Below are 24,111 nucleotides of genomic sequence, written 5' to 3'. Positions count from 1 at the left end.
AGTTATCGTTAATTGATATAGATCAATTTTTTAGCGTGACAATTCTCATCAAAAAGCCAAAAGACCTCAAACAACAAACGGTATGAATAATAAAATGCCTGCACTGATACTGATACTGATACTGATACTGATACTGATACTGATACTGATACTGATACTGATACTGATACTGATACTGATAACAAAACTAATCAGCTATTGATAATTTTCGAATGAGTAACGTCATTAAAGTATCAACAACTCTGTTTGGCCTAGCGCCTATACGAGTAATAGCGGCATAACAGGTACTATATTGAAAATGAGAAGCGCTTTTAACTTCTGCACCCATTGCTCAGCAAAATGCGAAGAGGGGAAACCTATGTAAGCCCCTGCCAAAACAAGGAAGGCAATGCCTTCTTTATCTGACGTCTGAGCAGTGATATCACATGCATCCTCAATTTTCTTTGCTGTTGTTGTCGCGCATATTCACAAACCACAGTGTCTGATGTCACTATCCTATCGATACTCAATGAGTCATTTTCAAACAGAGTGTGACCTTCACTGCAATACAGATATGAGTCCCCATCATAAAGGCGATGATACTCTATCGTCGACAAAGTCCTAACATGAGGTACCCAAATGAAGACATACCGCTGCCCAAAACATCAAGCGCGAAGAGGCAATCTTTCTGTTTGGGGCATTGCATAAAATTAAGCGCCAGCGTCAGGTTAGAAACAGCAGCAGTTTCTGTTAACTCGATGCAAAACCTACACCGCGTGAACTCTCATAATTTTCTGAGTCGCCGGATTGGTTTATATATCTAGTCACACGCTACTGTACTTAAACTCAGTCTATGATTACATTTCACTCTTGAGTTCTTTTAGCAATTTTAAACCTTTTTTTCGTTGCGCTTTAATAACTCTTATTTTCTCTTCCAGCCTTTTTCGTAGTTTTTTATTATTCTCGTTCTTCACTTGTTCTTTGAGTAAGTTTTGTTTTATTTTAAGCTTTTTCATAAGCCGTTTTAGCGACTCATGCTTTGTAATTCGTTCTCGTCTATTCGTATCGACAAAATCCCTTACTGTATTTAACAGGTCATTAGTATTCATTTAGTTGCTTCCTCGACATACTCATCTACAACTTCGTTAATTTCGTCCTCATCAAGAGCGACACTATTTTCTGCTTTCTCGTCATCCTGATCTGAAGAGATAAAGAGTATTCCCCCCATATGAATAAGATTTCGACAGATATCCTGATAGTAGGCGCTATCATTCATGAGAGAGATCGCCATTGGTGCGCTGATACGGTGTTCGCGAATCAAGCGGTCCAACCTCCCCGTTTTAATAATATCTCTCTCATTGATTTCTACTTTAAGCTGATCAAGCGATAAAATCGTAGTGGACTCATCATCCCCCGCCCTTATAACTTCCAGCTCCTGCAAAACACGACATATTTGTATGCGCATATTGTTATATTCTTGACGAATATCTGTGTTTTCAGCAATCGTATAGAGGTTCAGGTTTTTTTGCAGGTGTTTGATACCTTTAATTGTCTCGACTAGGTCACGGCCAACTTCTCTAAGCATTAAAAGCCTATCTAGGTGGTTAGGCACTCCCATTGAATTCTGGGACTGGCTTATAAAGACGACAATATCTGCGTAAATAGACTTAATACGCCTCTCGTATATATCGTCAATATCTTGCTGCAGAATTGTTTTGCTAGAGTTATTAATGATGTCGTCAAGCTTACTATCTGGCGCAAGCACACTCCTTTTCAAGCTTAAACCCCGAATGATGGTATCAACTGATAAATCATAAAGGCGTACCGTCTCTTTTCTCACAGCTTCTATGGCAGCAGCAGGGATCTCTGCTGATGCTGAAGAGAGATAACGAGCCTTTTCAACTTGGGGAGCCTGTGAGGGCATTATACGCTTAAGAAAGGAAACCAGCCTTGCGGTAAACGGCACCATAATAATAACGCCGGTCACATTGAAAATGGTATGAAATACAGCAAGTTTAAGAGTGTGGTCATCTTCGGCAATACCTATTGCAGCAGATACCGTGTCCACTAATCCAATAACAGGGTTCATCGAAAGCATGAAAACAATACCCGCCGTTACCTTGAAAAGCACATCTGATAACGCGAGCCGCTTTCCGTCAGTATTGGATGTCAACGACCCTAAAACCGCGGTGATAGTGGTACCGACATTGGCACCAATAACTAAGGCAAGAGCATTGCCATAAGTAACCTGTTGGACAGAAAGCGCTGTAATAACTAGCACCAAGGTAGCGTGGCTAGACTGCATGATGATAGTTGCTAGGATACCTATCAACGTAAAAACTAGCACCCCGCCGAAACCTTCCATTGCATAATCAGTCAAACTAATTTGATTTTGGAAAGCCTCAAAGCCCTCTTTCATATAGTGAATGCCTAGAAAGAGGAAACCTAGACCGGTCAGGATATAGCCAAATCCTTTTAGAAATTTTGATTTTTGGAATATAAAAATGACACCGAACACAAGCATAGGCATCGCATAAGCAGAAATTTTTACCTTCAGGCCAAAACCTGCAATCAACCATGCTCCGGTGGTACTACCAACATTAGCTCCAAAAATAATACCCATTCCCTCAACCAGCCCAATTAAGCCGGCACTGAGAAAAGAAATAGTTATAACGGATACCAATGAACTTGATTGCATAACCGTTGCTGCAGTAAAACCAAAAGTCAGGCTTTTCCACATTTTATTCGTGCTTTTACGCAGCGTCCTTTCAAGAGCGCCACCGGCGAATGCATTGAAGCCCTGTTCAAGTGCAAGCATGCCAAACAGAAAAATTGCTACACCGGCAGTAATTACCTTAAAGTCAGGACTCAACCAAAACCCGTAAGTTAATAACAAAAAAATAGTCGGTAAAAATATTTTTTTAATCATATAAACCTATTAAGTACGATTATGCTCCCACGACAGCAGCAAAATTTTCTGTCTTAAATTCGAACATAGCTCGCATCTAAAGCGGGCACCAGAAAGCCATCATTGTGGTAGCATCATGCCTCTGATAGTAAAGTAAATAATTGCCGCCATCACACCGGATGCAGGAACTGTAATAACCCAAGCTGCGGCAATTTTCAGCAGTGCTGAGCGCTTAACTAATTCAGTTTTGTAGACTTTACGCAGCTCTTTTCGTTCTTTTTTAGATAAATGCTCTTTAGTTGAGCTTTTCTTAAGCTGCTGCAACATCTCCCCTTTTGTCTTAATGGATGCTTTTCCAAACTCAGCCAAGTAGGCTTCCACTTCTATGGGGTTATTATTTTCATGATGGTGCATAATTTCGATTGTCATTTCAGTGTAGCTCGCTTTTAAAAACTCCCGCAAAAAACCAACACCAAAAACACCGCCGACGGCAATATGAGTAGAACTAACAGGCAAGCCTAGTTGTGAAGCAATAATCACCGTAATGGCTGCAGCCATAGCAATGCAAAAAGCACGCATTTTATCCAGCTCAGTGATTTCACTTCCTACCGTCCGAATGAGCTTTGGTCCATAAAGCGCCAACCCGATAGCAATACCCACCGCACCAATCAACATCACCCAGAGTGGAATAGAAGCTTTAGTTGCAAGCCCTCCACTTAAAACTGCATCATTGATTGCCGCCAATGGCCCTACGGCATTGGCAACATCATTTCCCCCATGAGCAAAACTGAGGAGTGCAGCCGCAAAAATCAAAGGCACTGTAAATAAACTGTTAACGCTTTCTTTATCATTATCGAGACGATCCGCAGCGCGCTGAACAAGTGGACGTACCATGTAATAAACAACCCCAGCCACAACCGCGCCTATCAACAAAGCGGTAACCAAGTCGACTTTCCATATCTTTTTAAAGCCTTTCATCATTAAGTACGTGCTAAACGCCCACGCCATAAATAAAACAAGTAAGGGCACCATGCGTTTGGCTGCCGCAATCATATCGTCTTGATAGGTAATAGTGCGTTTAATTAAAAGGAGAAATGATGCTGCGATTATGCCCCCAAAAACAGGGGATATAACCCAGCTTGCAGCTATGCTGCCAAGCTGTGGCCAATTAGCAATTTCCCATCCGCCAGCAGCAATTCCAGCGCCCAATATACCGCCAACGATAGAATGAGTAGTTGAAACCGGAGCACCGGCAATGGTTGCTAAGTTTAACCAAATAGCACCGGCCAACAACGCTGCCATCATTAACCAGATAAATGTTTGGCTGCTGGGTATTAGAGAGGGATCAATTATCCCTTTCTTGATGGTACTCACCACATCCCCCCCAGCAATTAAAGCACCACTGGCCTCAAATATGATTGCTATTAAAATAGCACCCGTCATTGTTAATGCTTTTGAGCCTACGGCAGGTCCTACATTGTTAGCTACATCATTAGCGCCAATATTCATCGCCATATATCCGCCGATCATAGCGGCAACCACAAGCATCACATGGTCTGTGCTATCTATTCCTATCCGGCTTGTAAACAGCATAATGCCCACAATAAAAAGCAATGCGGTACCACTACGAAAAAGCTCTTTACGCCCATGAGCAGAGGCAGCTTCTAAATCATGAAGGTTGTTAATATCCATAAATCATTACCCGTTTAATCGTTATTATTGCAATCAGTCAATACCGTTATAATTAGTTCATTATGAATATCCGATCGATTCTTTAGTAGTCATACCTTATCGATTCAATCACGCGTACATTCATACTGACATTACCTTCTTTTCCTTACCTGAGAAGGTAACGATCTTAGGGTCTTTGATCAATGACTTGGGTCGCTATTTTAACGATATTTTGCGCTATCATCTAATCGCCTCGTCCCTAATGGCTTTGTTACCTTTCGCCATTAAAAAATAACCCGTCAGGTAACCAATCTTGGGACCAATAGTAGAGACATAACACATGTGGAATTATGTCCTGCTGAAGATGTAGATTTTTACTTTTTTGAGTTTTGTATGTCAGTTTATTAACTCATTTTATCTACATAGGCTCTGGGTGTATAACCACCTGTCCAATTTTTAAACGCGCGTGTAAAAGAGCGTGGTTCGCTGAATCCTAGTAAGCGAGCAACCTCAGAAACAGGGAGTTTCTGTGAGCATAGTTTTTCAATGGCTAAATCACGCCGAATATCATCCTTTATTAACGGATATGATGTTCCTTCGGTTTTTAATTTACGACGCAGTGTCTGGCCACTGATATTAAATTTAACGGCCAACTCTTCAAAAGAAGGACAAATCAAGCTTTCCGTTTTTTGGTAAAGAAGAAGAGACCGAATCCGTGCTTCGTAACTTTTCTCTTCACCCGGTATTGTGATCAAGTCAGCAGGGGAATGCTTTAAAAATCGAGATAAATCTCGCTGAGTACGTACGGGAGGGTTAACTAAATAGTCAGCACTGAAACAAAACTTCAGCTCTGCGCGGTTAAACTGGTGTCGACAAGGAAATAAGTACTTTAATTCCCTAAAGTTATCAGGTTTATCGTATGGAAAATCAACATAAATTAAAGAGATTTTTTTTCCAATAACCCAGCTAGCAAAACGATGCCAAATAACCAGCCAAAACTCATGATAAAAATGATCCGGGTCTAATTCAGGTCGCAAAAACTTTGCTTTAAACTCAATAATGTCACCACGATTCACCAGCTGCATCTTAATATCGTCAGTGAAGAGGTTATATAGATTAATTCCTTGTTCTAAAACCGCCTGTAAAGATTCATAGTGCAATGCATGGCATGCCATCAAGGCAAAAACCCCTTGCTTACAAGGCGTTTCGGTACACCCTAAAAACTCATCATTCAATTTATCCCAAGTCATCTTCACCAACTGAGTGACTTGCTCACCATATGCCCTAGCCTCAGGTTTATCCAATAGCTCTGGCGCGATACCTATCTCTTCGATAAGGGCGTCAATTGCATGTCCTTTTCTCTTACTGCAATTAAGCAACGCTTTTACATAATGTATATCAACAGTAGCCATGCTAACTCTCTACGACAGAAATCTTGTTACTCGCTAGGGATAAAGCATCGAACCTTAAACTAAAGGCTTATGCAAAACATAAATGTAACATAATGTGATTTTTATAGTAATCTAATGTCATTTTATGTCTACGGGTTTTTCTCTATATTGTCTGTTTGTTTGTGCAATTTATGGATACACTCAAGCATTGAGCGGCACCAAACGAATAACACTTTCCAGATAAAATAATTAAGAAGGTTAGGCCTGGTTTTAAAGGGCTTCCTTTTATATAAAGAGAGAGACGTGATGGATCTTACCTTAACTGAAGACCAAGCCATGATTCAGGATATGGCGCGTAAGTTTGCTCAAAGTGAACTCGCCCCTGTTGCTGAAAAACTCGATCAAGAAGGTGACCGCGAGCTGTTCCTAAAAAACCTTAAGCAACTTGCTGAACTTGGCTTCATGGGCCTTAATATTGATGCCGAGTATGGTGGCACGGAAGCTGGCACCGTTGTTTTCAGCCTCGCTATCACCGAAATTGCCAGAGCTTGCGCATCCACAGCCGCGACTATGTCTGTTAACAACATGGTAGCTGAAGTTATTCAAGCAGTAGCATCTGAAGAACAGAAAAATACATACTTACCCAAGCTTTGTAGCGGTGAATATCCAGCAGGCGGCTTTTGTTTAACTGAAACAACGGCAGGATCAGACCCTTCTAATATGAAAACAACTGCCGTTCTTGATGGCGACGAGTGGGTCATCAACGGTGCTAAACAGTTTATTACTAGTGCTGAGTTTGCCGGTATATTTGTTGTATGGGCAGTTACTGATAGCAGCCTACCTAAAGGCAAAGGTATCTCCTGCTTCTTAGTAGAAAGCAGTGCTCCTGGCCTTGAAATATCTAAAGCAGAAAAGAAATTGGGACAGCACGCGTCCTCTACTAACGAAGTTCTCTTTACTGAATGCCGTATTCCTAAAAATGCGCTTATGGGTAAACTCAACCAAGGCTTTAAAATTGCTGTTGGTGAGTTAGCAGGCGGACGTATAGGTATCGGCTCTGTTGCACTGGGTATTGGTTTAGCTGCCATGGATTATGCGCGCGCTTACACAACAGAACGCCAGCAGTTCGGACAGCCTATTTCTAACTTCCAAGGCCTGCAGTGGATGATGGCAGATGCTTATACTGACCTAGAAGCTGCCCGCCTATTATTAATGAACGCCGCTGACAAAAAAGCTAAAGGTATGCCATTTTCAAAAGAGGCATCGATGGCAAAATTGTTTGCTTCTGAAAAAGCTAACAAAGCCTGCTATACAGGTTTGCAGCTGTTAGGAGGTTACGGCTTTATCAAAGATTACCCACTGGAGCGCTACACGCGCGATGTGCGTATCACTTCACTTTATGAAGGTACTAGCGAAATACAGCGCGTTATTATTTCACGTGAACTACTTCGCGAAATTGGATAGACAACAAGGTCGCTGGTAAAGAGTACCAACGACCTAAACCAATATTCTGTGTTAGGTGTTACAGCCAACACACACTGAGAGAATAAAAAATGGATCTGAATAATAAAGTCGTTGTTGTTACCGGTGGTGCTTCTGGGTTGGGTTTAATTACGTGCCAAGAGTTAGTGAAACAAGGTGCAAAAGTTGTCGCCTTTGACTTAAACGAAGAAGAAGGAAAAGCACTTGAAACTCAGCTAGAAGGAAAAGCAATTTTTGCTAAAGTTGATGTCACAGATGTCGCATCTACTGAAGCAGGTATCAACGCCGCTGTTGATGCTTTTGGTAGCATCGATGTATGTATTAACTGTGCAGGCATTGCTCCTGGTGGTAAAACTGTTGGCCGTAAAGGTGCCCTACCTTTGGAAAAATTCTCTCAGGTAATCAACATTAACCTAATCGGCACATTCAATGTTTTACGTCTTGCGGCAGAGCAGATGGCAAAAAATGAACCAAATGCCGATGGAGAGCGCGGAGTAATCATCAATACAGCGTCCGTGGCTGCTTTTGATGGGCAAGTTGGCCAATCTGCATATAGCGCAAGTAAAGCAGGCGTTGTTGGTATGACATTGCCTCTAGCAAGAGACCTAGCCCCACTAGGTATCCGTGTAATGACCATTGCCCCCGGCATTTTTGATACACCAATGATGAAAGCCATGACAGACGAAGTACGCGAGCCACTCATTAAAATGGTGCAGAGCCCAAAACGTTTTGGCGAACCCGACGAGTACGCGTCTTTAGCTATTCATATCATTAATAACGGATATTTAAATGGTGAAGTCATACGCTTAGACGGCTCAATTCGAATGGAACCTAAATAACTAAGCACAATTAAGTACCTCTAGGCCAGGAAAGGTCTGCGTTCAAATACGCATGAATATAAAAATATAATTACTGAGACGAGGTGTAGTAATGCAAAAAATTAATTATGACGAATTGATCTCACAATTTTCTGCCGCCAAGATTGATGATCAATTTTCTGGAAGTTTAGAGACGGGTATTAACGTTTGTGTTGAGATTTGTGACCGTTATGCTGACACCGATAAAATAGCGTTACGTTATGAGCGAGCAGACGGATCACGTGGAGAGCTTAGTTTCAAAGAGTTAAAACTTCGATCTGCACAGTTTGCTAACTACCTTCAGTCTCAAGGCATCGGTAAAGGTGACCGTGTCGCTTGCTTGTTACCACGCACACCAGAACTACTGATCACGGTACTAGGTACATTAAGAGCCGGCGGTGTTTACCAACCATTATTTACCGCATTTGGTTCTGGCGCTATTGAATACCGTTTGACTAAAGCTGACACTAAACTGATAGTGACCAATACTGACCAATGGCCGAAATTAACGGACGTTAGTATTCTTCCTAAAACACTAATAGTAGCAGAGGCTGGCAGCCAATATGCTTCAGATGCTGACGCATTATTTAGCGACGCACAAGAAGCGCAATCAGGTAGCTTTGAACCGGTTCTAATTACCAAAGAAGAACCATTCCTTCAGATGTTTACCTCAGGAACAACCGGTAAATCTAAAGGTGTTACCGTGCCCGCTAAAGCACTGATCTCTTTTTGGAACTACATGAGCTACGCTATTGAAGTACTTCCTGAAGACAGATATTGGAATGTTGCTGATCCAGGTTGGGCTTATGGACTGTATTACGCAGTTGTAGGGCCACTATTACTTGGATGTACAACTCACTTTAATGAGCAAGGATTCACTGCTGAGAATACGTTTGAGTTTTTACAAAATTATAAAATCACAAACTTAGCAGCCGCCCCAACAGCCTATCGCTTATTAATGGCAAACACAGAATTGCGTGCTGAATACGATATCAATCTTAGAGCGGCTAGCAGTGCCGGAGAGCCTTTAAACCCTGAAGTGGTTTCTTGGATGGATGAGATATTCAATTGCCCTGTATGTGACCAATATGGCCAAACTGAAACGGGAATGGTTGCTGCAAATTTTCATGCAGTTACACATGAGTATCGTACTGCATGCATGGGCTACCCTCTACCAGGATATCGCTTAGTTGCTTTAGATTCTGACCTAAATGAAGTAGCTGCAGGGCAAACCGGTGAACTTGCGATAGATGTTGAACAATCGCCACAGTTTTTCTTTCAAGGATATACGTGGGAAGAAAAGAATCCCTTCAAAGGAAAATACTATCTAACTGGGGATATCGTTATCAGTAATGGTGATGGGTCTCATTCCTACACCGGTCGTGATGACGATATTATCGCATCTGCAGGATATCGAATAGGACCTGCCGACGTGGAGAGTACGCTACTAGAACACCCTGCTGTTACTGAAAGTGCGGTTGTTGGTAAGCCCGACGAAAAAAGAGGCAGCATTGTAAAAGCTTATGTTGTGATCCGGTCTGAATATGAAGCAGGCCCTGCTCTAATCGAAGAGTTACAACAGTTTGTTCGTAAGCGTTTATCGACTCATTCCTTCCCACGAGAGATTGAATTTATAGAAGATCTTCCAAAAACACCCAGTGGAAAATTACAGCGATTCTTACTCCGCCAACGTGCTGTTGATGAAGTAGCGTAAAAAAACTGAGAAAGGGAATGAGCAATGGTTCATTCCCTTTTTTGATTATATTTTTTATTAACTAACTTGCTTTAGCTGTTGTATTAACTAGCTTTTCCCCACTCAGACAATTGCAAACATGGCCCTCGATATACAATTTTTTTGCCTAAGCTAACTTCTAACTCTGCACTATTTTTTATTTTCAACCATGCATCTTTTGTTAATGCATTATCTGACGTTAGTGATGATAAACGCCCTACTTCAACCCTCTTTCCTGTATCTCGCTCAATAGCCCACAGCGTTAGCTCATCTTGGTTAAACGTGGTTTGATCCTGCACAGGGTTTGCCTTCTCCCACTGTAGCTTCAAAACAGACTGACCTGCCTTTTTGCCCTGATAAGCCGATAATACAAAGACTATCACTTTAGGCTGCTCAGGCGCACTCATAACAGCTAAATAGCTCGGCGAGCTCTGATGTGATACTTGAGGCATTTGCAACTGCTGCCATAGCAGTAAACTAACAGCACAGAGCATGACAAAAGATACTGCTCCGACAGTACGCCATATTATTGCAAACCAATGTGAAGGTGCAGTAACCTGCCCTATTTGTCTCTCTAACGCCTTCCAAACATGTTCTGGTGGTTTTTCATCAGTCACAGACTGCATTAACGCAGATAGATGTTTTTGCCATTCATACATGACTTTTTCAAACTCTTTATCATGCTTAATTAACATCTCTACTCGTGTTTTAACACGATGAGATAAATGCCCCAATGCATACTGCTGAGCAAGATGAGTTTGAATATTTTTACACTTATATCTCATGCACCCAGACATGCTTCAAGCTCCTTCATACCGCGCCTAATCCATGATTTTAATGTTCCTAACGGCTGTTTCAGTTGTTCTGATAACTCTTTATGTGTTAATCCATAAAGATAAGAGAATATAATCGCTTGGCGAGGTTCTCGTTTCAGCTTCCCTAAACAACGGCGCATATCATAACTATCTTGCCAAAGATGGTTACTCTCATGAATTTCTTCTACCCACTCGACATCTTCAAGACTGAGCGGATAGCGCTTCACTTGCCTAAGCTTATCTAGCGCGGTATTTCTTGTTACTTGGCATAACCAAGGCCACGCCTCCCCCATAGATGAATCATGCTGAGCTGCATTCTGCCAAATTTTAGCATAGGCATCTTGGAGCACATCAGCCGCTAACTCTTTATCACCCAACATTTTAATGAGTAACCCATACAGCTTACCGCTAGTCTGCTCATACAACTTTTTAAAAGCGGGTGAGTGTTTTAGTTTCACCTGAGCCATCAGAATATCTACTTCGTGATTCCAGCTCACATTGTTCCCTTTTCATTAGAAATGGCGAATGATGAATCTCACTCGCCTTTAAAACTACTGTACTGCAGGCACAATATGCCAAACACCTTTTATACCATCGCCGGTAGTATCTCCTGGTTTCTTATCGCCAACCCAAAGATAAAGAGGCTGGTTTTTATAACGTACGTGTAATGACCCGTCCTTGCGCAATACCGTTGAGAAACCCATTTCATTAACCTCAGTCTTACTTTGCAAAGGTGGCCATTTTTGCTCACACGGTCCGTAGCATTTTGAAATACCCTGAACATCTTTATCAAAGGTATACAAAGTCATTCCTTTTGTATTTGCCAGTATACTGCCAGCAACTGTTTGCTGTGTAACAACACCTACTTTAGAAGAAGAGTATCCTTCGTTTTCGTAACTACTTTGATAAGCGTTAACACATCCTACATTCAACAAGCTCATTGATATAACTATCGCGCCAGCAACTTTTTGTTTATTCATTTTTTAGCTCCTTCGTTTATAAAAATGTATGTCTTTAATATAGAAACGAAAGAAAGGATGCTTTTGGATGCAAATGATGAATTTTTATTACTGTAAACGTAAACATGCCCACTCTATCGATATGAGTCTCATGTAAATCTACATAAAATTTATTAAAATTATGCGTTATTCTTTACTGGCAGATAGTGGTGAAGAACTGTAAAACCAAGAATACCCGAAACAATAGATCCGAGAAGGGTGCCTATACGTTGATCAAACAACTGATTCATTATTGTTTCATCAAATGCGAGTGAACCGATAAACAGGCTCATTGTAAAACCGACACCACAAAGAGCGGCGGTTCCATACAAACCACCCCACGACATACCATTGGGTAAACGTGTCCAGTTAAGCCGGATAGCTAACCAACAAAGCCCGAATACACCCACCTGTTTGCCGAGAAATAAACCCAACGCTATCCCAAGCGAAACAGAGTGTAATACTTGCGCCAAACCGATAGCAGTAAAACTGATACCTGCATTAGCAAATGCAAAGATAGGTAAGATAAAAAAAGCGACGGCAAAGTGTAAATCATGCTCCATACTTTTTAAGGGTGAATAGTCACTATCAGGGCGGGATTTCATAGGAACAAACATTGCAACAATAACGCCAGCTAGCGTCGCGTGAATTCCTGATTTCAGCATGGCTACCCACATAATGATACCAATCAAGATATAAGCAGTTTTGGATTCAACACCCTTCTTGTTAAAAACAACTAATAACGGCAAACACGCAGCGACGATCAATAGCGCTGTGACTGAAATATTTTCAGTATAAAAAACAGCAATGATTAGAATGGCCCCCATATCATCAAAAATTGCTAATGACGTAAGGAACATTTTAATGCTAATCGGTACCCGAGAACCCAGTAACATTAAAATACCGAGTGCAAACGCGATATCTGTTGCTGCGGGAATAGCCCAGCCTTTCATAGCAGTTGTATCGCCAAGATTAAAAAAAGTATAAATAAGGGCAGGAGCGGCCATCCCTCCAATCGCACCAATGCCTGGCAATATGATATTGCGCTTATCTGCTAGTTCGCCCTCAATCAACTCGCGCTTGAGCTCTAGCCCAACCAGAAAAAAGAAAATGGCCATTAGGCCATCATTAATCCATAAGAGTAATGGTTTTGCTATATGCAAAGTGCCGACTCGAACTTCAACAGGGGTCGATTTTAAAAGATCGTAATAGTTTTGGTAGGGGCTGTTAGCTAATATCATGGCGAATACAGCAGCTAGCATCAAGGTGATGCCACCTGCTGATTCTAATTTAAAAAAACTAGATAAAGATGAACCATGCGTCGATAAATCTGGATAATTCGGCATAATTTCCTTTATTTACAAACATTCAACATCGCTAACATTAACAACTTTTTAGCAAAGCTATCAGAATTATCTGTTAGATATGTACTGCAGATTAAGGGTAATTATGCTCGACTACTCTCAATTTGCTGTTCGCATTAGATAAAGAAAATTAACTTTAGTTCATTAGCTTTCTGCAGTTAGGCTGCAGGCTCACTGCACTTAGAGGCGTCTAGCGCGGTATGAGCGACCCTTCATTTTTCCTTCACTGATCTTTTTCAGTGCCGCTTTAGCAATATCCTGCTTCACCGCAACATAAGATTTATTATCCATAATCTGGATTTTACCAACTTGCTTGCCATCAATACCATTTTCACCGGTAAGCGCACCAAGAATATCGCCCGCTCTAATTTTTTGCTTTTTACCACCATCAATCTGTATGGTCGACATTTCTGGTTTAAAGACAGGTTTATCCAATGCACTATCTGCAGGTAAAGACTCAACTGTAATGCGCTGACCTATGTAATCTTCTAAACGCGCAACCCTGTGGGTTTCGTTATCACTAAATAACGTACAGGCTAAGCCCTTACGGCCAGCACGGCCAGTACGGCCGATCCTGTGGACATAGACCTCTATATCACGCGCGATTTGGTAATTAATAACAGCATCAAGTGCTTCAATATCCAAGCCTCGTGATGCAACATCTGTGGCAACCAATATCGAAACACTTTTGTTGGAAAATCGAACGAGTGTTTGGTCACGATCTCGCTGCTCTAAATCACCATGAAGCGCAACAGCGCTGAACCCGTAATTACAGAGCTCATTTGCAACTTCCTGTGTCTCAATACGCGTATTACAAAATACTACAGTCGATTCAGGACGGTTTTTCAACAAGAGCAACCGCAAAGCAACCATACGCTCAGCATCGTCTTTTACCTTAAAAAGATGCTGCTGAATACTTGAGTCATCATGAGTAGATGTTACTTGAACCATTTCAGGTTCTGTCATAATACGCTTGGCAATCGATTCAATTTTTTTCGGGAATGTTGCACTAAACAATAAAGTCTGGCGATCCAAAGGAATCTGATCAATAACAGCATCCAGCGCATCTTGAAATCCCATATCAAGCATGCGGTCAGCTTCATCCAGTACCAGTGTTTCGACATGCTCAAGATTAAGTGTTTTACGATTGATATGGTCTTCAATACGCCCGGGTGTGCCCACAATAATATGTGCGCCATGCTCTAGCGAACCGATCTGCGGGCCTAAAGGAGTACCACCACACAGTGTGAGCACTTTGATATTATGGATAGTACGCGCCAGTGTGCGCACTTCTTTAGCCACTTGATCAGCTAACTCACGTGTAGGGCAAAGCACCAACGCCTGAATTCTAAAGCGCTTCACATTTAGCTTTTCTAGCATCCCTAAAACAAAAGCAGCGGTTTTACCTGAACCTGTTTTCCCCTGAGCAATAACATCCTTGCCTACCAAAATATGCGGCAAGCTTTGCTCTTGTATGGGTGTCATTGATGTATAACCAATGGAATCCAAGTTTTGAAGTAGTGCAGGTTTTAATTTTAGGGTCGAAAAATCTAAAGAGCTCAATGTGTTGTCCTGTGCGTGGTCTGTTTCAAAGTAAAGATGACCAAAATGGCGCACATAATAGCAGATTTAAGGATTTTACGCTGATTTATAAGTACTGCTTTGCGACAAGTAATTTCACTTATTTGATACAAGAAGCACACCTAGGGCACTAATCCACACGTATGAATAAATACTCATCCATAAAATCACCACCGCGCTCTAGTGAACGGTAATATTCAACACGAAAATTGGATGTCACTTCAAGATATTCACCTGGTACTAAACAAAATCGCTCTGAAAAACCTTTTTCTTGATGCTGTTGCATATTAAAACTATTGAGCATTAACTTACCTTGAAGGGTAAGTAAGTCAGGCAAGCAAGAAAACAACATCGCGGACGGTCTAAAACGGTTAATTACGATGTTATCATACCGGCCTATTTGTTTTAATGCCCGCACATCATCCAGATCACATTGCAACGTGCGAATCGATAACTGATGCTCTTTCGCACTAAGTGCTAACCGTTTTAGTCCCTCCTCAGCGATATCTACAGCGGTAACTGCAAAGCCCTGCCGCGCCAGAAATAAAGAAGAACCTCCATCACCTGACGCCAAATCCAATACTGAACCAGGTTTTAGCTGCTGCCACCCTTGTGTTATTGCTGCAGGTACAGATGCTAGTGCTCCGGTTTTTTCAGCATAACGACGATTCCATTTTTCACGTACTGACGACATATCAAACCTTAATGTATAGACGAGTTTGGAGATGCATATGCTTTTTTTACTTTTTTATTAATCAAACTACCCAGTTGCATAGTAGCAGGCCCAGCATAACTACCTTCACGATATATAAGGTAGAGTTCAATCAAGCGCTCTGAACCTGAAGCTAAAGGCAATGCCTTTAATTGCCCACTATCTAACTCACTTTTGATTTTTAAAGCAGGAAACCAAGCATAACCCAACCCCATCACAGCACTGCGTATAGAAGTACCTATATGGCTGAGCGTCAAGCGTTGTTGCGCCCCCAACCAACCAGAATCGGTTCCACGACTACCTGAATCCTTTACAACTAGCTGCCTATGCAAGCGCAAATCCTGATAATCTAAAGTGCGGTTTAACTGATGTAAAGGATGGTTGGGAGCTGCAACTGCACGAAAGGTCACTTGCATTAGCGGGTCTCCTAAAAAGCCTGGAGGCACATAGCCACAAATAACAATATCCGCTTCTTTATTAATTAAAGCCTCGTCAGCCCCGCTTAAGACCGTTTCTTTTAGCTCAATCCTTGTCATCGGATGATCACTCACGAAGTCTTGTATTGCGTCCAGCAAAACCCACTCAGGAAATAAGGTATCAACTACTATTTTTATTTCAGCCTCTATGCCCGATGAAAACTGCTGAGCCATAGACTCCATTTGCTGTGCTTCTTCTAGCAGCACTTTGGCACGCCTATATAACGTTCTTCCGGCGGGCGTTAATACCGCTTTACGCCCTTCTATCTTAAATGCTTGAATGCTCAAACTAGTTTCAAGCTTCTGAATAGCGTAACTGATTGATGACTGGCTTTTATCCATGGACTCCGCTGCCGACGCATAACCACCACTATCTACGACGGCCACTAACGCTTGCCACTGCTCTAAGGTAACGAGTGTATTCATTCTATTCACATCTAATTTTCAGATAATAATGCACTAATTATACCCGTTTATAATCTTTTTAATGAATATAAAATCAATCCCATCAAACAAAACATTTTTCAGATATCAATAAATAGGAACACCCAGATGACAACACTACTACATATCAAGAGCAGCCTTTTTGGTGACGATGGAAAATCTAACCTGCTAGCAACTGAGTTTATCGAACAATGGCAGAACAAACAGACCGATGGCCAAGTGGTTGTGCGTGATGTCATTAGCAATAGCACTTCTCATCTTGATGCCTCTATCCTAACGGCTTTCATGACACCTGAAGCGGAGAGAACTACAGCGCAACAAGTCATAACCGATCATTCTGATGCTTTGATAAATGAAATCTGTGAAGCCGACTTAATCGTCATCGGTGTGCCTATGTACAATTTCGGCATTCCATCGCAGATGAAAGCTTATCTGGATCACATTGCACGCGCTGGGATCACGTTTAAATACACTGATACTGGCCCAGTTGGCTTATTGGAAGATAAACCTGTTTATCTGTTTGCAACGCGTGGTGGCATGTATCGTGATTCGGGGATAGATTTTCAGGTCCCGTTTATGACGCAATTTCTTAATTTTATCGGCCTCAGCAGTATCGATACCATCTATGCAGAAGGCCTTAATATGGGCTCCGTTGCTGAGACATCCTTAGCAGCCGCTAAAACTCAAATTACTGCCGCTGTTAATTAAACAGCGTAAAACTTAACAAGAAGTAGCCGGGAGTAATCTGATGGGACTGTTAATTAATGGTGAATGGCACGATCAATGGTATGACACTAAAACGAATGATGGTGAGTTTATTCGCCATGAGTCGCAGTTCCGAGATTGGATTACCAAGCAAAACCAGGGAACAAATACAGATAATGCAAATGCGGACGCTCCTTTTATAGCAGAAGCAGGACGTTATCATTTGTATGTTTCTTTGGCATGTCCTTGGGCACACCGCACATTAATTATGCGTGCATTAAAAGGATTAGAAAATATCATTAGCGTCGACATTGTTCATCCGTTAATGCAACACAACGGCTGGACCTTTTCTAATGACACATCGACAACAATAGGAGACTCACAACTCTCATCTGATTATCTTTATCAGCTTTATACCCATGAGCAACCTAATTATAGCGGCCGAGTAACGGTCCCTGTTCTCTGGGATAAGCAACAGCAGCGTATCGTTAATAATGAGTCATCAGAAATAATACGTATGTTCAACAGTGCTTTTAATGACTTGGGCGCAACACAGACAGACTATTACCCTTCAGCCCTTCGCCCTGAAATTGATCAGCTAAACAGCTGGATATATGACACCGTTAACAACGGCGTTTATCGGGCCGGATTTGCCACAAGCCAACACGCATACGATAAAGCAGTAACCCTGTTATTTGCGGCTCTTGATGATTTAGAGGAGCGTCTTAGCACACAACGATATTTATTAGGCAACCAGCTAACAGAAGCAGACATACGTTTATTTACAACGCTCATACGATTTGATCCTGTCTATGTCAGCCATTTTAAATGCGACCGTAAGCGCATTGCCGACTACCCAGCACTCTCTGGATACGTAAGAGATATTTATCAAATAAATGGCATTGCAGAAACCGTCAACTTTGACCATATCAAACAGCACTACTTCACCAGCCACAAAATGATTAATCCGACAGGCATCATTCCTGTTGGACCAGAATTTGACCTAAACGCACCCCATGGGAGGGATACTCTATGAGCACCTCAACACAACAAAGAACGATTACTCGTATCGTTGCGGCCGTAGATAGCCAAGATGGTGCAGGTGTAAAACTTAAGCGTAGTGTAGGTAAAAACTCAGCATCGCGTATTGATCCTTTTTTGATGCTTGATGCTTTTTCTTCAACTAACCCTGATGACTACATTGCAGGTTTCCCTCCTCACCCCCACCGAGGCTTTGAAACCGTCACCTATATGCTAGATGGACACATGATCCATAGAGACCATATGGGCAATGAAGGAGACTTACGTGCAGGTGGTGTGCAATGGATGACAGCTGGACGAGGCGTTATTCACGAGGAGCGCCCTCAGATGACAGAAGGCTTAATGCGTGGCTTTCAATTATGGATTAACTTACCGGCTAGCGAAAAAATGAAGCCGGCCGCTTATCAGAATATAGAACCCGAAGAAGTCCCGGTCATAACACTTGGTAATGGTTGCACCATTAAAGTCATTGCGGGTGAATATCAGTTAGAAGATAAGCTTGCTACCGGGCCTATTGCTGCAGGCAGCACACAAGCTATCTACCTTGATATTCAAATACCAAAAGGTGAGCACCTTAGCCTACCTGTTAGCAGCAGCTTAAGTGCCTTCATTTATCTGTTTGAAGGACAAGCAGAAATCAACAAACAAGCGCTCAGTCATAACAACGCAGCCGTTTTAGGGTCAGGAGACAGCGTGACTATTCACGCACCAGAAGTTGAGGCACGATTGCTGTTAATAGCGGGTAAAGCGATAGGCGAACCTATCGCGCAGTATGGTCCATTCGTGATGAACACCATGAAAGAAGTGGATCAAGCGATTGAAGATTATCAAAACAATACACTAACGGATTAACGATAAACTCAACGGTAGCAAGCACTCATCTAATCCGTTTGCCATTCTTCATAGGCTGGAACATCTTTATATTCCAGCCATGATTTATCATGCGATTGCCAAATATGGGACTGCGGTTTTACGCCAGGATCATTATCTAATGTTGCCACACGAAGAATCACATGAGGTGCACCTTCGCGTTCAGCCATAAGATGTGAGCCACACTGAGAACAGAAATGCCGGTATTTCCCTTTAGATGACTCAAAAAAGGCTCTAACCTCTTCTCCTTTACTCCATCTAAAATGCTCCCTCATTACACCGGCTGTGGCTACAAACGCGGCAGCATGCGCTTTTTGACACGTAGAACAATGACAATGGCTTATCGGCATATCCAGCGAATCAACTTCGTAAACTACCGCCTTGCACAAACAGCTTCCTTTCATTGTCACAAGCTTTGCTCCTTCTTAATGCGTTGCTTTATCACCCCAAATTGTCTTTAAACGCTGATCACGGCCGCAATTCCAACGATACGCTTTATATCGTAGCGGATTGTTTTTGTAGTAATCTTGGTGATAGCTCTCTCTCCCTTGAATTGGGTAAAAGGTGGATGCCGCAAGAATGGGGGTTACTACTTTTTGATTGGGAAATTGTGCAACGACTTCTTCTCTTGATGCCTCAGCCAATGCTCGTTCTTTACCATCTGCCACAAATATAGCGCTCAAATAACTAAACCCTTTATCGCAAAACTGCCCTCGTGAGTCGAATGGATCAATATTTACCCAATAATGTGCCAATAACTCTTTATAGCTAACCTTTTTAGGATCGTAAGTGATTTCAACAGCTTCATAATGTCCTTTATGATTACCATTATACGTTGGGTATTTTAGCGTCCCACCAGTGAAGCCAGAAACAACATCGGTCACACCTTCTAGCTTCTCAAAATCTGATTCCATACACCAAAAACAACCACCTGCTAGTACAGTTTTATCTGCATTTACATGTGCCCCATATGAAAGTAAACCCGTCACAACAGCAAGTAACATAAGATTGTTCTTCATGTAACATCTCTCTTCAAAGTTTCCGGTGAGATACCGCCATTACAGCGATATCAATATAAAGACTCGGACAACAGTTTGCTTACGATGTTACAAATGTTGTTACAAAACCTTCCCTTTCACTGATTATGCAACAGCATAAATACTGAACGAATGATTTCCATGTGAATTTTATGTCAATCTTATTTGGCTGTTATTTAAGCTTATCTATAGCAGATTGCATCAGTACTTTTATATCTTCGTTATTCACGCATGAGCCCTCAAGATCAAAATTTTCATAAAAGCTAGGTAATGAATAACTGGCTTTCACATCACCGGAAAAAAAAGGTGCAGAGTTCTCAGCCAACGCTAAAACACCGGCCCCACCACGCGCACCAGGTGAGGTCGATAAAAGCACCATAGGTTTATTTTGAAATACTTTTGGATTGATTCTAGAGCACCAATCAAATAAATTTTTATAGGCAGCGCTATATGATCCGTTATGTTCAGCAAAAGATACAATAAGCGCATCACTAGCAGCTATGCTATCTAAAAAATCTTGGGCTAATTTAGGCTTTCCCAACACTTTCTCTTTATCTTCACTAAACAATGGAAGCTCATAGTCGTTCAGATCCAAGATTTCTATCTCTGCAGATGCCATCAAGGTAGTCGCATACGTGACTAATCGTTTGTTGATTGATGTTGTACTGCTGCTGGCTGCAAATGCTAATACTTTCATGAAGTCTCCATTTTTATTCTTAATGAGAATACTCATATATACATTATCGACAAGGTAAAACAGTTAACCTGATTAAATAATCCGAGCCTTACTTAGAATAAAACAAAATCGCCATTAATTGATACCGCAAGGTTTTTCAGGGTATGCAATGGACTGGCTGATATGCGTAAAGACATTATCAATAATCTCAATCGTTCCCCATATTTCCGTATATGTTGACACCCCTTTTTCAGCTAACTGCTTTTGAATATGCTCTTCTCGGAGCATGGCACTGTCGGGCCATTTCCTGCTTCCACAAAACTGATGATGCCAATCATGAGACGGCACAGTACCCTGAAACACGGCTATTCTGATAGGCAACTCAATTAATATATTACGCAGTAACCATATACAACAATCAAATAAGAACAACGGGGTCCATGATTTAGTAGAAGGGAATTCAGTGCCGCAATATCGGCCGTTCGTTAATTGAACATGACATTGCTTGGGCGTAAGTGTCGTTGAGATCCAAATATGTTCACATATTAATTGGAGTAAAGTCGCAATTTGGCATAAGAAAAGCACGGGGAATAGGTAGGCCCAAAATAACCACTCAAAACCAATATAGTCAGCACCTATTCCTAGTATCAGAAGCCACGAGACACTCATTACTTTTCGAGTGTTACTACAAAGCCAAAAGTTATCAATAAAGCGACTCTTGAGGGATTGAAAATGGAACAATGGGCTTACACACAAGACCAGAAGATGGAGCCAAAGTTGAGCTTTGCTTTTCCCGGAGACAAACCCTAGATCAACCACTTGTTGAGCATCACCATCCTCGGTAGAACCAAAACTTTTCCCATGGTGGTTGAGATGATCTGCTCGATAATTTTGACAACTTTGTACAAAAAAAACGGTCGTGAGTACTTCACAAAAAATAAAGTCTATTTTTTTTTTATTGAAAAAGACACCATGAGACATCATATGCATATTTGTAGTGATCATGTACCGAGAACCACCAACAATAAATAGTTGAGATAATAGTAAATATACAATATTTTTTGATTCTAAAAACACTGCAACACCTATAGCGCCCACTGCCAAATAAATAAAAGCTGTCCACAAGTGTGTAATACTGCTGGGCTTAAAAAAACGCTTACGATTTATAATTTCTTTTCCGGATAAGAAAACCCAAAGAAATTGGAAGGGATAGTTTTCAAATCTATGTCTGTTAGTAGATACATATCCACCAATACTCTTATATTCATCCATAAAAAATCTCCGAGCATACCTGCTACAATGTCATGTGATTTAATAAATTCGTAGGAAGTTAATAGCTACTAAAATAATATACAAAAACTGCTATTAAAATCCATTACTATATTAAAAACGAGACAATAAAAAGCGCCATAAGTAAAATCCTTATGGCGCTCACTGTTACTAAATTGTATCTGTGTTTAGATTATCAACTTACTTTTGAACGCGTGTACCTGTTCCATCAGCATGCCATTCGTAAACACCAAACTCAAATCCATTCAAGTCCCCTTTCTCATCCCAACTTATAGGCCCTATAACCGTATCGATTGTATGAGAATGAAGCGCTTGCGCAACCTTTTTAGTATCTTGCTCTCCTGCGCGTGTCATGGCATTGACTAAGGCTTGCACCGCTGCATAACTCGTCCAAATAAACGGACCTTTAGGATCAATTCCTTTTTCTTTTAGGTGTTGAACTACAGGTTGATTCTTTTTCATCAAATCATAGCGCGCTGGTAAGGTCACTAATAAACCTTCTACAGCCTCGCCTGCTAGATAGGCGATATCCTTATTACCAAGCCCTTCGGGCCCCATGTAAGTGGGTTTAAAGCCAACCTCATTCCCTTGGCGCATAATGAGTGCCAATTCAGGGTGATACCCGCCATAATAGACCAGATCAACCCCCTGACGCTTCAATTTACCAACAAGAGCAGAAAAATCTTTCTCACTATGATTTATGCCATCTACACTCACTACATTAACGCCATTAGCTAGTAAATGATCGCGTACAATAAGAGCTACGCCTTTCCCGTATTGTTGTTTATCATGAATAATGGCTACGCGTTTAGGTGCTAATGTTTCTGAAATGTAATCAGCTGCAGTTTTACCTTGCTCTGAATCAAGTCCTATAGTCCGGAATATATTTTGATAACCACGTCGTGTAATACCTGGGTTAGTAGAGCCGGTTATTACTATGATATCTTCATCTTGATAAACATCAGTTGCTGGTTGCGTTGAACTTGAACATAAATGCCCTACAACATATTTAACACCATCTTGAACAATTCTGTTCGCAACGGAAACGGCCTGTTTAGGCTCACAAGCATCATCGTATTCAACGGCTTTAATCAGCTGACCATTAACACCACCAGTATCATTAATCATTTCTATTGCTGCGTAAGCGCCTTGCAGCTGCATCTGACCATACTGAGAAACAGGGCCCGAAAATGGGCCAGCAATACCAATTTCGAGCATTTCTGTGGCCTGGGCCGAAACACTAATTACGGTGCAGAGTAAAGTTGTACAAATATTTTTAGCAAGCTTCATGGGTGTTTCCTTAAAGCATGAGGCAAGCAGGATAAGCTTGCCTTCGTTAATAATCAGGAGGCTTGTGGCTTCCCGGTTACATCTTTGTAATGAATGCAGAGGATAATGTACTTTTCAAGAGAAAAAAACACTGATTTAACGCAATTTTTTTTATGAATCAAACAACCATAGTCATTGTCTTTCATACCGCAACAATCAAGATCAAAGTAGTAATCACTCATAGGTCGTAGACGTTTAAAAATGTAACCCTATCGAGAATAGGCAATACGATTCTTTAGAAAATAGATCTCAAGAAGAGGCTGAACTTACAACACTCTGCTTACATGGCATGTTAGATCTCTTTACTATTTAACTTAATTCATTTTCTCTGTTTCGAACAACCACAGTGCCAGCTAGTTTGTCGTGCCAACCCTGTTTCTTTTTATCAATACCAACCCAAATAAACCCTAACCCTAAAGGAATTGCCGCTGGTATATAAGCAAAGTAGCGAATAGTTGCTTGGGTCGTGCTCATTTTTTGTCCACTAACCGCATCAACAACTTTTAATTTCGTCACTATTTTTCCTGGTGTCGCCATATATTTAAGCCAAAACCAAATGGTTGCAAAAATGGGAACTACGTACCCCAACAGAACATCCCAAACACCATGAATCAGCTGATCTTCGTTTCCATATTGGTCACCATAAATAAGGCTCAACGGTACATATATCACGAGCACCATAATAACCATATCAATAATCGATGCACCAAACCGTATCCAAAAGCCCGCGTAATTATTATTCAATGATTTCAT

23 protein-coding genes are annotated in these 24,111 nt (G+C 41.4%); 6 read left to right on the top strand and 17 right to left on the bottom strand.

Translation table 11 applies throughout. The features are described from left to right. Nucleotides 1–836: 836 nt before the first annotated feature. The 4 genes from QZZ55_RS02770 to QZZ55_RS02755 all read right to left on the bottom strand — a co-directional run bounded on the left by QZZ55_RS02770 (nt 837) and on the right by QZZ55_RS02755 (nt 5,970). Nucleotides 837–1,088, bottom strand: coding sequence for a hypothetical protein (locus QZZ55_RS02770; protein ID WP_293265071.1), 252 nt, complete (start codon nt 1,086–1,088; stop codon nt 837–839). Continuing rightward, entirely contained in the window at nt 1,085–2,908 is a 1,824-nt protein-coding gene (locus QZZ55_RS02765) for a Na/Pi symporter (protein WP_293265069.1), read from the bottom strand. The genes QZZ55_RS02770 and QZZ55_RS02765 overlap by 4 nt, the downstream gene beginning before the upstream one ends. Nucleotides 2,909–3,007: 99 nt before the next feature. Next, entirely contained in the window at nt 3,008–4,579 is a 1,572-nt protein-coding gene (locus QZZ55_RS02760; protein WP_293265067.1) for an inorganic phosphate transporter, read from the bottom strand. A gap of 383 nt (nt 4,580–4,962) precedes the next feature. After that, a complete protein-coding gene (locus QZZ55_RS02755) occupies nt 4,963–5,970 on the bottom strand; it encodes an AraC family transcriptional regulator (RefSeq protein ID WP_293265065.1) in 1,008 nt (335 codons plus the stop codon). A gap of 285 nt (nt 5,971–6,255) precedes the next feature. Between QZZ55_RS02755 and QZZ55_RS02750 the strand changes: the two genes are divergently transcribed. The 3 genes from QZZ55_RS02750 to QZZ55_RS02740 all read left to right on the top strand — a co-directional run bounded on the left by QZZ55_RS02750 (nt 6,256) and on the right by QZZ55_RS02740 (nt 10,002). Beyond that, a complete protein-coding gene (locus tag QZZ55_RS02750) occupies nt 6,256–7,413 on the top strand; it encodes an acyl-CoA dehydrogenase family protein (protein WP_293265226.1) in 1,158 nt (385 codons plus the stop codon). 89 nt (nt 7,414–7,502) lie between these two features. Continuing rightward, nucleotides 7,503–8,270, top strand: coding sequence for a 3-hydroxyacyl-CoA dehydrogenase (locus QZZ55_RS02745; RefSeq protein WP_293265063.1), 768 nt, complete (start codon nt 7,503–7,505; stop codon nt 8,268–8,270). A gap of 91 nt (nt 8,271–8,361) precedes the next feature. Further along, the gene (locus QZZ55_RS02740; RefSeq protein ID WP_293265061.1) at nt 8,362–10,002 is read left to right on the top strand and encodes an AMP-binding protein; all 1,641 of its coding nucleotides are present in this window, start codon (nt 8,362–8,364) and stop codon (nt 10,000–10,002) included. Between the two features lie 83 nt (nt 10,003–10,085). Here QZZ55_RS02740 and QZZ55_RS02735 read toward each other — a convergent pair whose 3' ends face one another. From QZZ55_RS02735 to QZZ55_RS02705, 7 genes are all read right to left on the bottom strand, one after another. After that, a complete protein-coding gene (locus QZZ55_RS02735; protein ID WP_293265059.1) occupies nt 10,086–10,817 on the bottom strand; it encodes a hypothetical protein in 732 nt (243 codons plus the stop codon). After that, nucleotides 10,802–11,332 (bottom strand): sigma-70 family RNA polymerase sigma factor, encoded by a 531-nt coding sequence (locus QZZ55_RS02730; protein WP_293265057.1) that lies wholly within the window; start codon nt 11,330–11,332, stop codon nt 10,802–10,804. Before QZZ55_RS02730 ends, QZZ55_RS02735 begins: the two co-directional genes overlap by 16 nt. A 54-nt stretch (nt 11,333–11,386) precedes the next feature. Next, nucleotides 11,387–11,815: a hypothetical protein gene (locus QZZ55_RS02725; RefSeq protein ID WP_293265055.1), complete on the bottom strand. Its 429-nt coding sequence runs from the start codon at nt 11,813–11,815 to the stop codon at nt 11,387–11,389. A 158-nt stretch (nt 11,816–11,973) separates the two neighbouring features. Next, entirely contained in the window at nt 11,974–13,179 is a 1,206-nt protein-coding gene (nhaA, locus tag QZZ55_RS02720) for a Na+/H+ antiporter NhaA (RefSeq protein WP_293265053.1), read from the bottom strand. 198 nt (nt 13,180–13,377) lie between these two features. Further along, entirely contained in the window at nt 13,378–14,760 is a 1,383-nt protein-coding gene (gene dbpA, locus QZZ55_RS02715) for an ATP-dependent RNA helicase DbpA (protein ID WP_293265051.1), read from the bottom strand. A gap of 148 nt (nt 14,761–14,908) precedes the next feature. Then, nucleotides 14,909–15,472: a methyltransferase domain-containing protein gene (locus QZZ55_RS02710; RefSeq protein WP_293265049.1), complete on the bottom strand. Its 564-nt coding sequence runs from the start codon at nt 15,470–15,472 to the stop codon at nt 14,909–14,911. An 8-nt stretch (nt 15,473–15,480) separates the two neighbouring features. Continuing rightward, complete coding sequence (locus QZZ55_RS02705; protein ID WP_293265047.1) at nt 15,481–16,392, bottom strand: LysR family transcriptional regulator; 912 nt, start codon at nt 16,390–16,392, stop codon at nt 15,481–15,483. A 126-nt stretch (nt 16,393–16,518) separates the two neighbouring features. Here QZZ55_RS02705 and QZZ55_RS02700 point away from each other — a divergent pair, with 126 nt between their 5' ends. From QZZ55_RS02700 to QZZ55_RS02690, 3 genes are read left to right on the top strand one after another with little or no spacing between them, the layout of a single operon-like run. Beyond that, entirely contained in the window at nt 16,519–17,118 is a 600-nt protein-coding gene (locus QZZ55_RS02700; protein ID WP_293265046.1) for an NAD(P)H-dependent oxidoreductase, read from the top strand. 40 nt (nt 17,119–17,158) lie between these two features. After that, a complete protein-coding gene (locus QZZ55_RS02695) occupies nt 17,159–18,151 on the top strand; it encodes a glutathione S-transferase family protein (protein ID WP_293265045.1) in 993 nt (330 codons plus the stop codon). Continuing rightward, nucleotides 18,148–19,008 (top strand): pirin family protein, encoded by an 861-nt coding sequence (locus QZZ55_RS02690; protein WP_293265043.1) that lies wholly within the window; start codon nt 18,148–18,150, stop codon nt 19,006–19,008. The genes QZZ55_RS02695 and QZZ55_RS02690 overlap by 4 nt, the downstream gene beginning before the upstream one ends. Nucleotides 19,009–19,037: 29 nt before the next feature. Here QZZ55_RS02690 and QZZ55_RS02685 read toward each other — a convergent pair whose 3' ends face one another. The 6 genes from QZZ55_RS02685 to QZZ55_RS02660 all read right to left on the bottom strand — a co-directional run bounded on the left by QZZ55_RS02685 (nt 19,038) and on the right by QZZ55_RS02660 (nt 24,111). Then, entirely contained in the window at nt 19,038–19,430 is a 393-nt protein-coding gene (locus tag QZZ55_RS02685; protein ID WP_293265224.1) for a GFA family protein, read from the bottom strand. Nucleotides 19,431–19,451: 21 nt separating this feature from the next. Continuing rightward, entirely contained in the window at nt 19,452–20,045 is a 594-nt protein-coding gene (gene msrA / locus QZZ55_RS02680) for a peptide-methionine (S)-S-oxide reductase MsrA (RefSeq protein ID WP_293265041.1), read from the bottom strand. Between the two features lie 190 nt (nt 20,046–20,235). Next, entirely contained in the window at nt 20,236–20,760 is a 525-nt protein-coding gene (locus QZZ55_RS02675; protein ID WP_293265039.1) for an NAD(P)H-dependent oxidoreductase, read from the bottom strand. Nucleotides 20,761–20,874: 114 nt separating this feature from the next. Next, nucleotides 20,875–22,011: a fatty acid desaturase gene (locus QZZ55_RS02670; RefSeq protein WP_293265037.1), complete on the bottom strand. Its 1,137-nt coding sequence runs from the start codon at nt 22,009–22,011 to the stop codon at nt 20,875–20,877. A 198-nt stretch (nt 22,012–22,209) separates the two neighbouring features. Next, nucleotides 22,210–23,319: a high-affinity branched-chain amino acid ABC transporter substrate-binding protein gene (locus QZZ55_RS02665; protein WP_293265035.1), complete on the bottom strand. Its 1,110-nt coding sequence runs from the start codon at nt 23,317–23,319 to the stop codon at nt 22,210–22,212. Nucleotides 23,320–23,667: 348 nt separating this feature from the next. After that, the gene (locus QZZ55_RS02660; RefSeq protein WP_293265033.1) at nt 23,668–24,111 is read right to left on the bottom strand and encodes an RDD family protein; all 444 of its coding nucleotides are present in this window, start codon (nt 24,109–24,111) and stop codon (nt 23,668–23,670) included.

Source organism: Neptunomonas sp. (genome assembly GCF_016744175.1).
Taxonomy (GTDB): Bacteria; Pseudomonadota; Gammaproteobacteria; order Pseudomonadales; family Balneatricaceae; genus Neptunomonas.
Note: the sequence above shows the minus strand (reverse complement) of the source record. Positions and strands in the feature narration are given on the sequence as shown.

Coding starts and splice junctions, on each gene's coding strand:
- QZZ55_RS02675 (WP_293265039.1), bottom strand. CDS start 20,760: ATGAAAGTATTAGCATTTGCAGCCAGCAGCAGTACAACATCAATCAAC.
- QZZ55_RS02710 (WP_293265049.1), bottom strand. CDS start 15,472: ATGTCGTCAGTACGTGAAAAATGGAATCGTCGTTATGCTGAAAAAACC.
- QZZ55_RS02695 (WP_293265045.1), top strand. CDS start 17,159: ATGGGACTGTTAATTAATGGTGAATGGCACGATCAATGGTATGACACT.
- QZZ55_RS02745 (WP_293265063.1), top strand. CDS start 7,503: ATGGATCTGAATAATAAAGTCGTTGTTGTTACCGGTGGTGCTTCTGGG.
- msrA (WP_293265041.1), bottom strand. CDS start 20,045: ATGAAGAACAATCTTATGTTACTTGCTGTTGTGACGGGTTTACTTTCA.
- QZZ55_RS02735 (WP_293265059.1), bottom strand. CDS start 10,817: ATGTCTGGGTGCATGAGATATAAGTGTAAAAATATTCAAACTCATCTT.
- nhaA (WP_293265053.1), bottom strand. CDS start 13,179: ATGCCGAATTATCCAGATTTATCGACGCATGGTTCATCTTTATCTAGT.
- QZZ55_RS02760 (WP_293265067.1), bottom strand. CDS start 4,579: ATGGATATTAACAACCTTCATGATTTAGAAGCTGCCTCTGCTCATGGG.
- QZZ55_RS02725 (WP_293265055.1), bottom strand. CDS start 11,815: ATGAATAAACAAAAAGTTGCTGGCGCGATAGTTATATCAATGAGCTTG.
- QZZ55_RS02750 (WP_293265226.1), top strand. CDS start 6,256: ATGGATCTTACCTTAACTGAAGACCAAGCCATGATTCAGGATATGGCG.
- QZZ55_RS02670 (WP_293265037.1), bottom strand. CDS start 22,011: ATGGATGAATATAAGAGTATTGGTGGATATGTATCTACTAACAGACAT.
- QZZ55_RS02700 (WP_293265046.1), top strand. CDS start 16,519: ATGACAACACTACTACATATCAAGAGCAGCCTTTTTGGTGACGATGGA.
- QZZ55_RS02705 (WP_293265047.1), bottom strand. CDS start 16,392: ATGAATACACTCGTTACCTTAGAGCAGTGGCAAGCGTTAGTGGCCGTC.
- QZZ55_RS02660 (WP_293265033.1), bottom strand. CDS start 24,111: ATGAAATCATTGAATAATAATTACGCGGGCTTTTGGATACGGTTTGGT.
- QZZ55_RS02690 (WP_293265043.1), top strand. CDS start 18,148: ATGAGCACCTCAACACAACAAAGAACGATTACTCGTATCGTTGCGGCC.
- QZZ55_RS02755 (WP_293265065.1), bottom strand. CDS start 5,970: ATGGCTACTGTTGATATACATTATGTAAAAGCGTTGCTTAATTGCAGT.
- QZZ55_RS02665 (WP_293265035.1), bottom strand. CDS start 23,319: ATGAAGCTTGCTAAAAATATTTGTACAACTTTACTCTGCACCGTAATT.
- QZZ55_RS02685 (WP_293265224.1), bottom strand. CDS start 19,430: ATGAAAGGAAGCTGTTTGTGCAAGGCGGTAGTTTACGAAGTTGATTCG.
- QZZ55_RS02765 (WP_293265069.1), bottom strand. CDS start 2,908: ATGATTAAAAAAATATTTTTACCGACTATTTTTTTGTTATTAACTTAC.
- QZZ55_RS02740 (WP_293265061.1), top strand. CDS start 8,362: ATGCAAAAAATTAATTATGACGAATTGATCTCACAATTTTCTGCCGCC.
- QZZ55_RS02770 (WP_293265071.1), bottom strand. CDS start 1,088: ATGAATACTAATGACCTGTTAAATACAGTAAGGGATTTTGTCGATACG.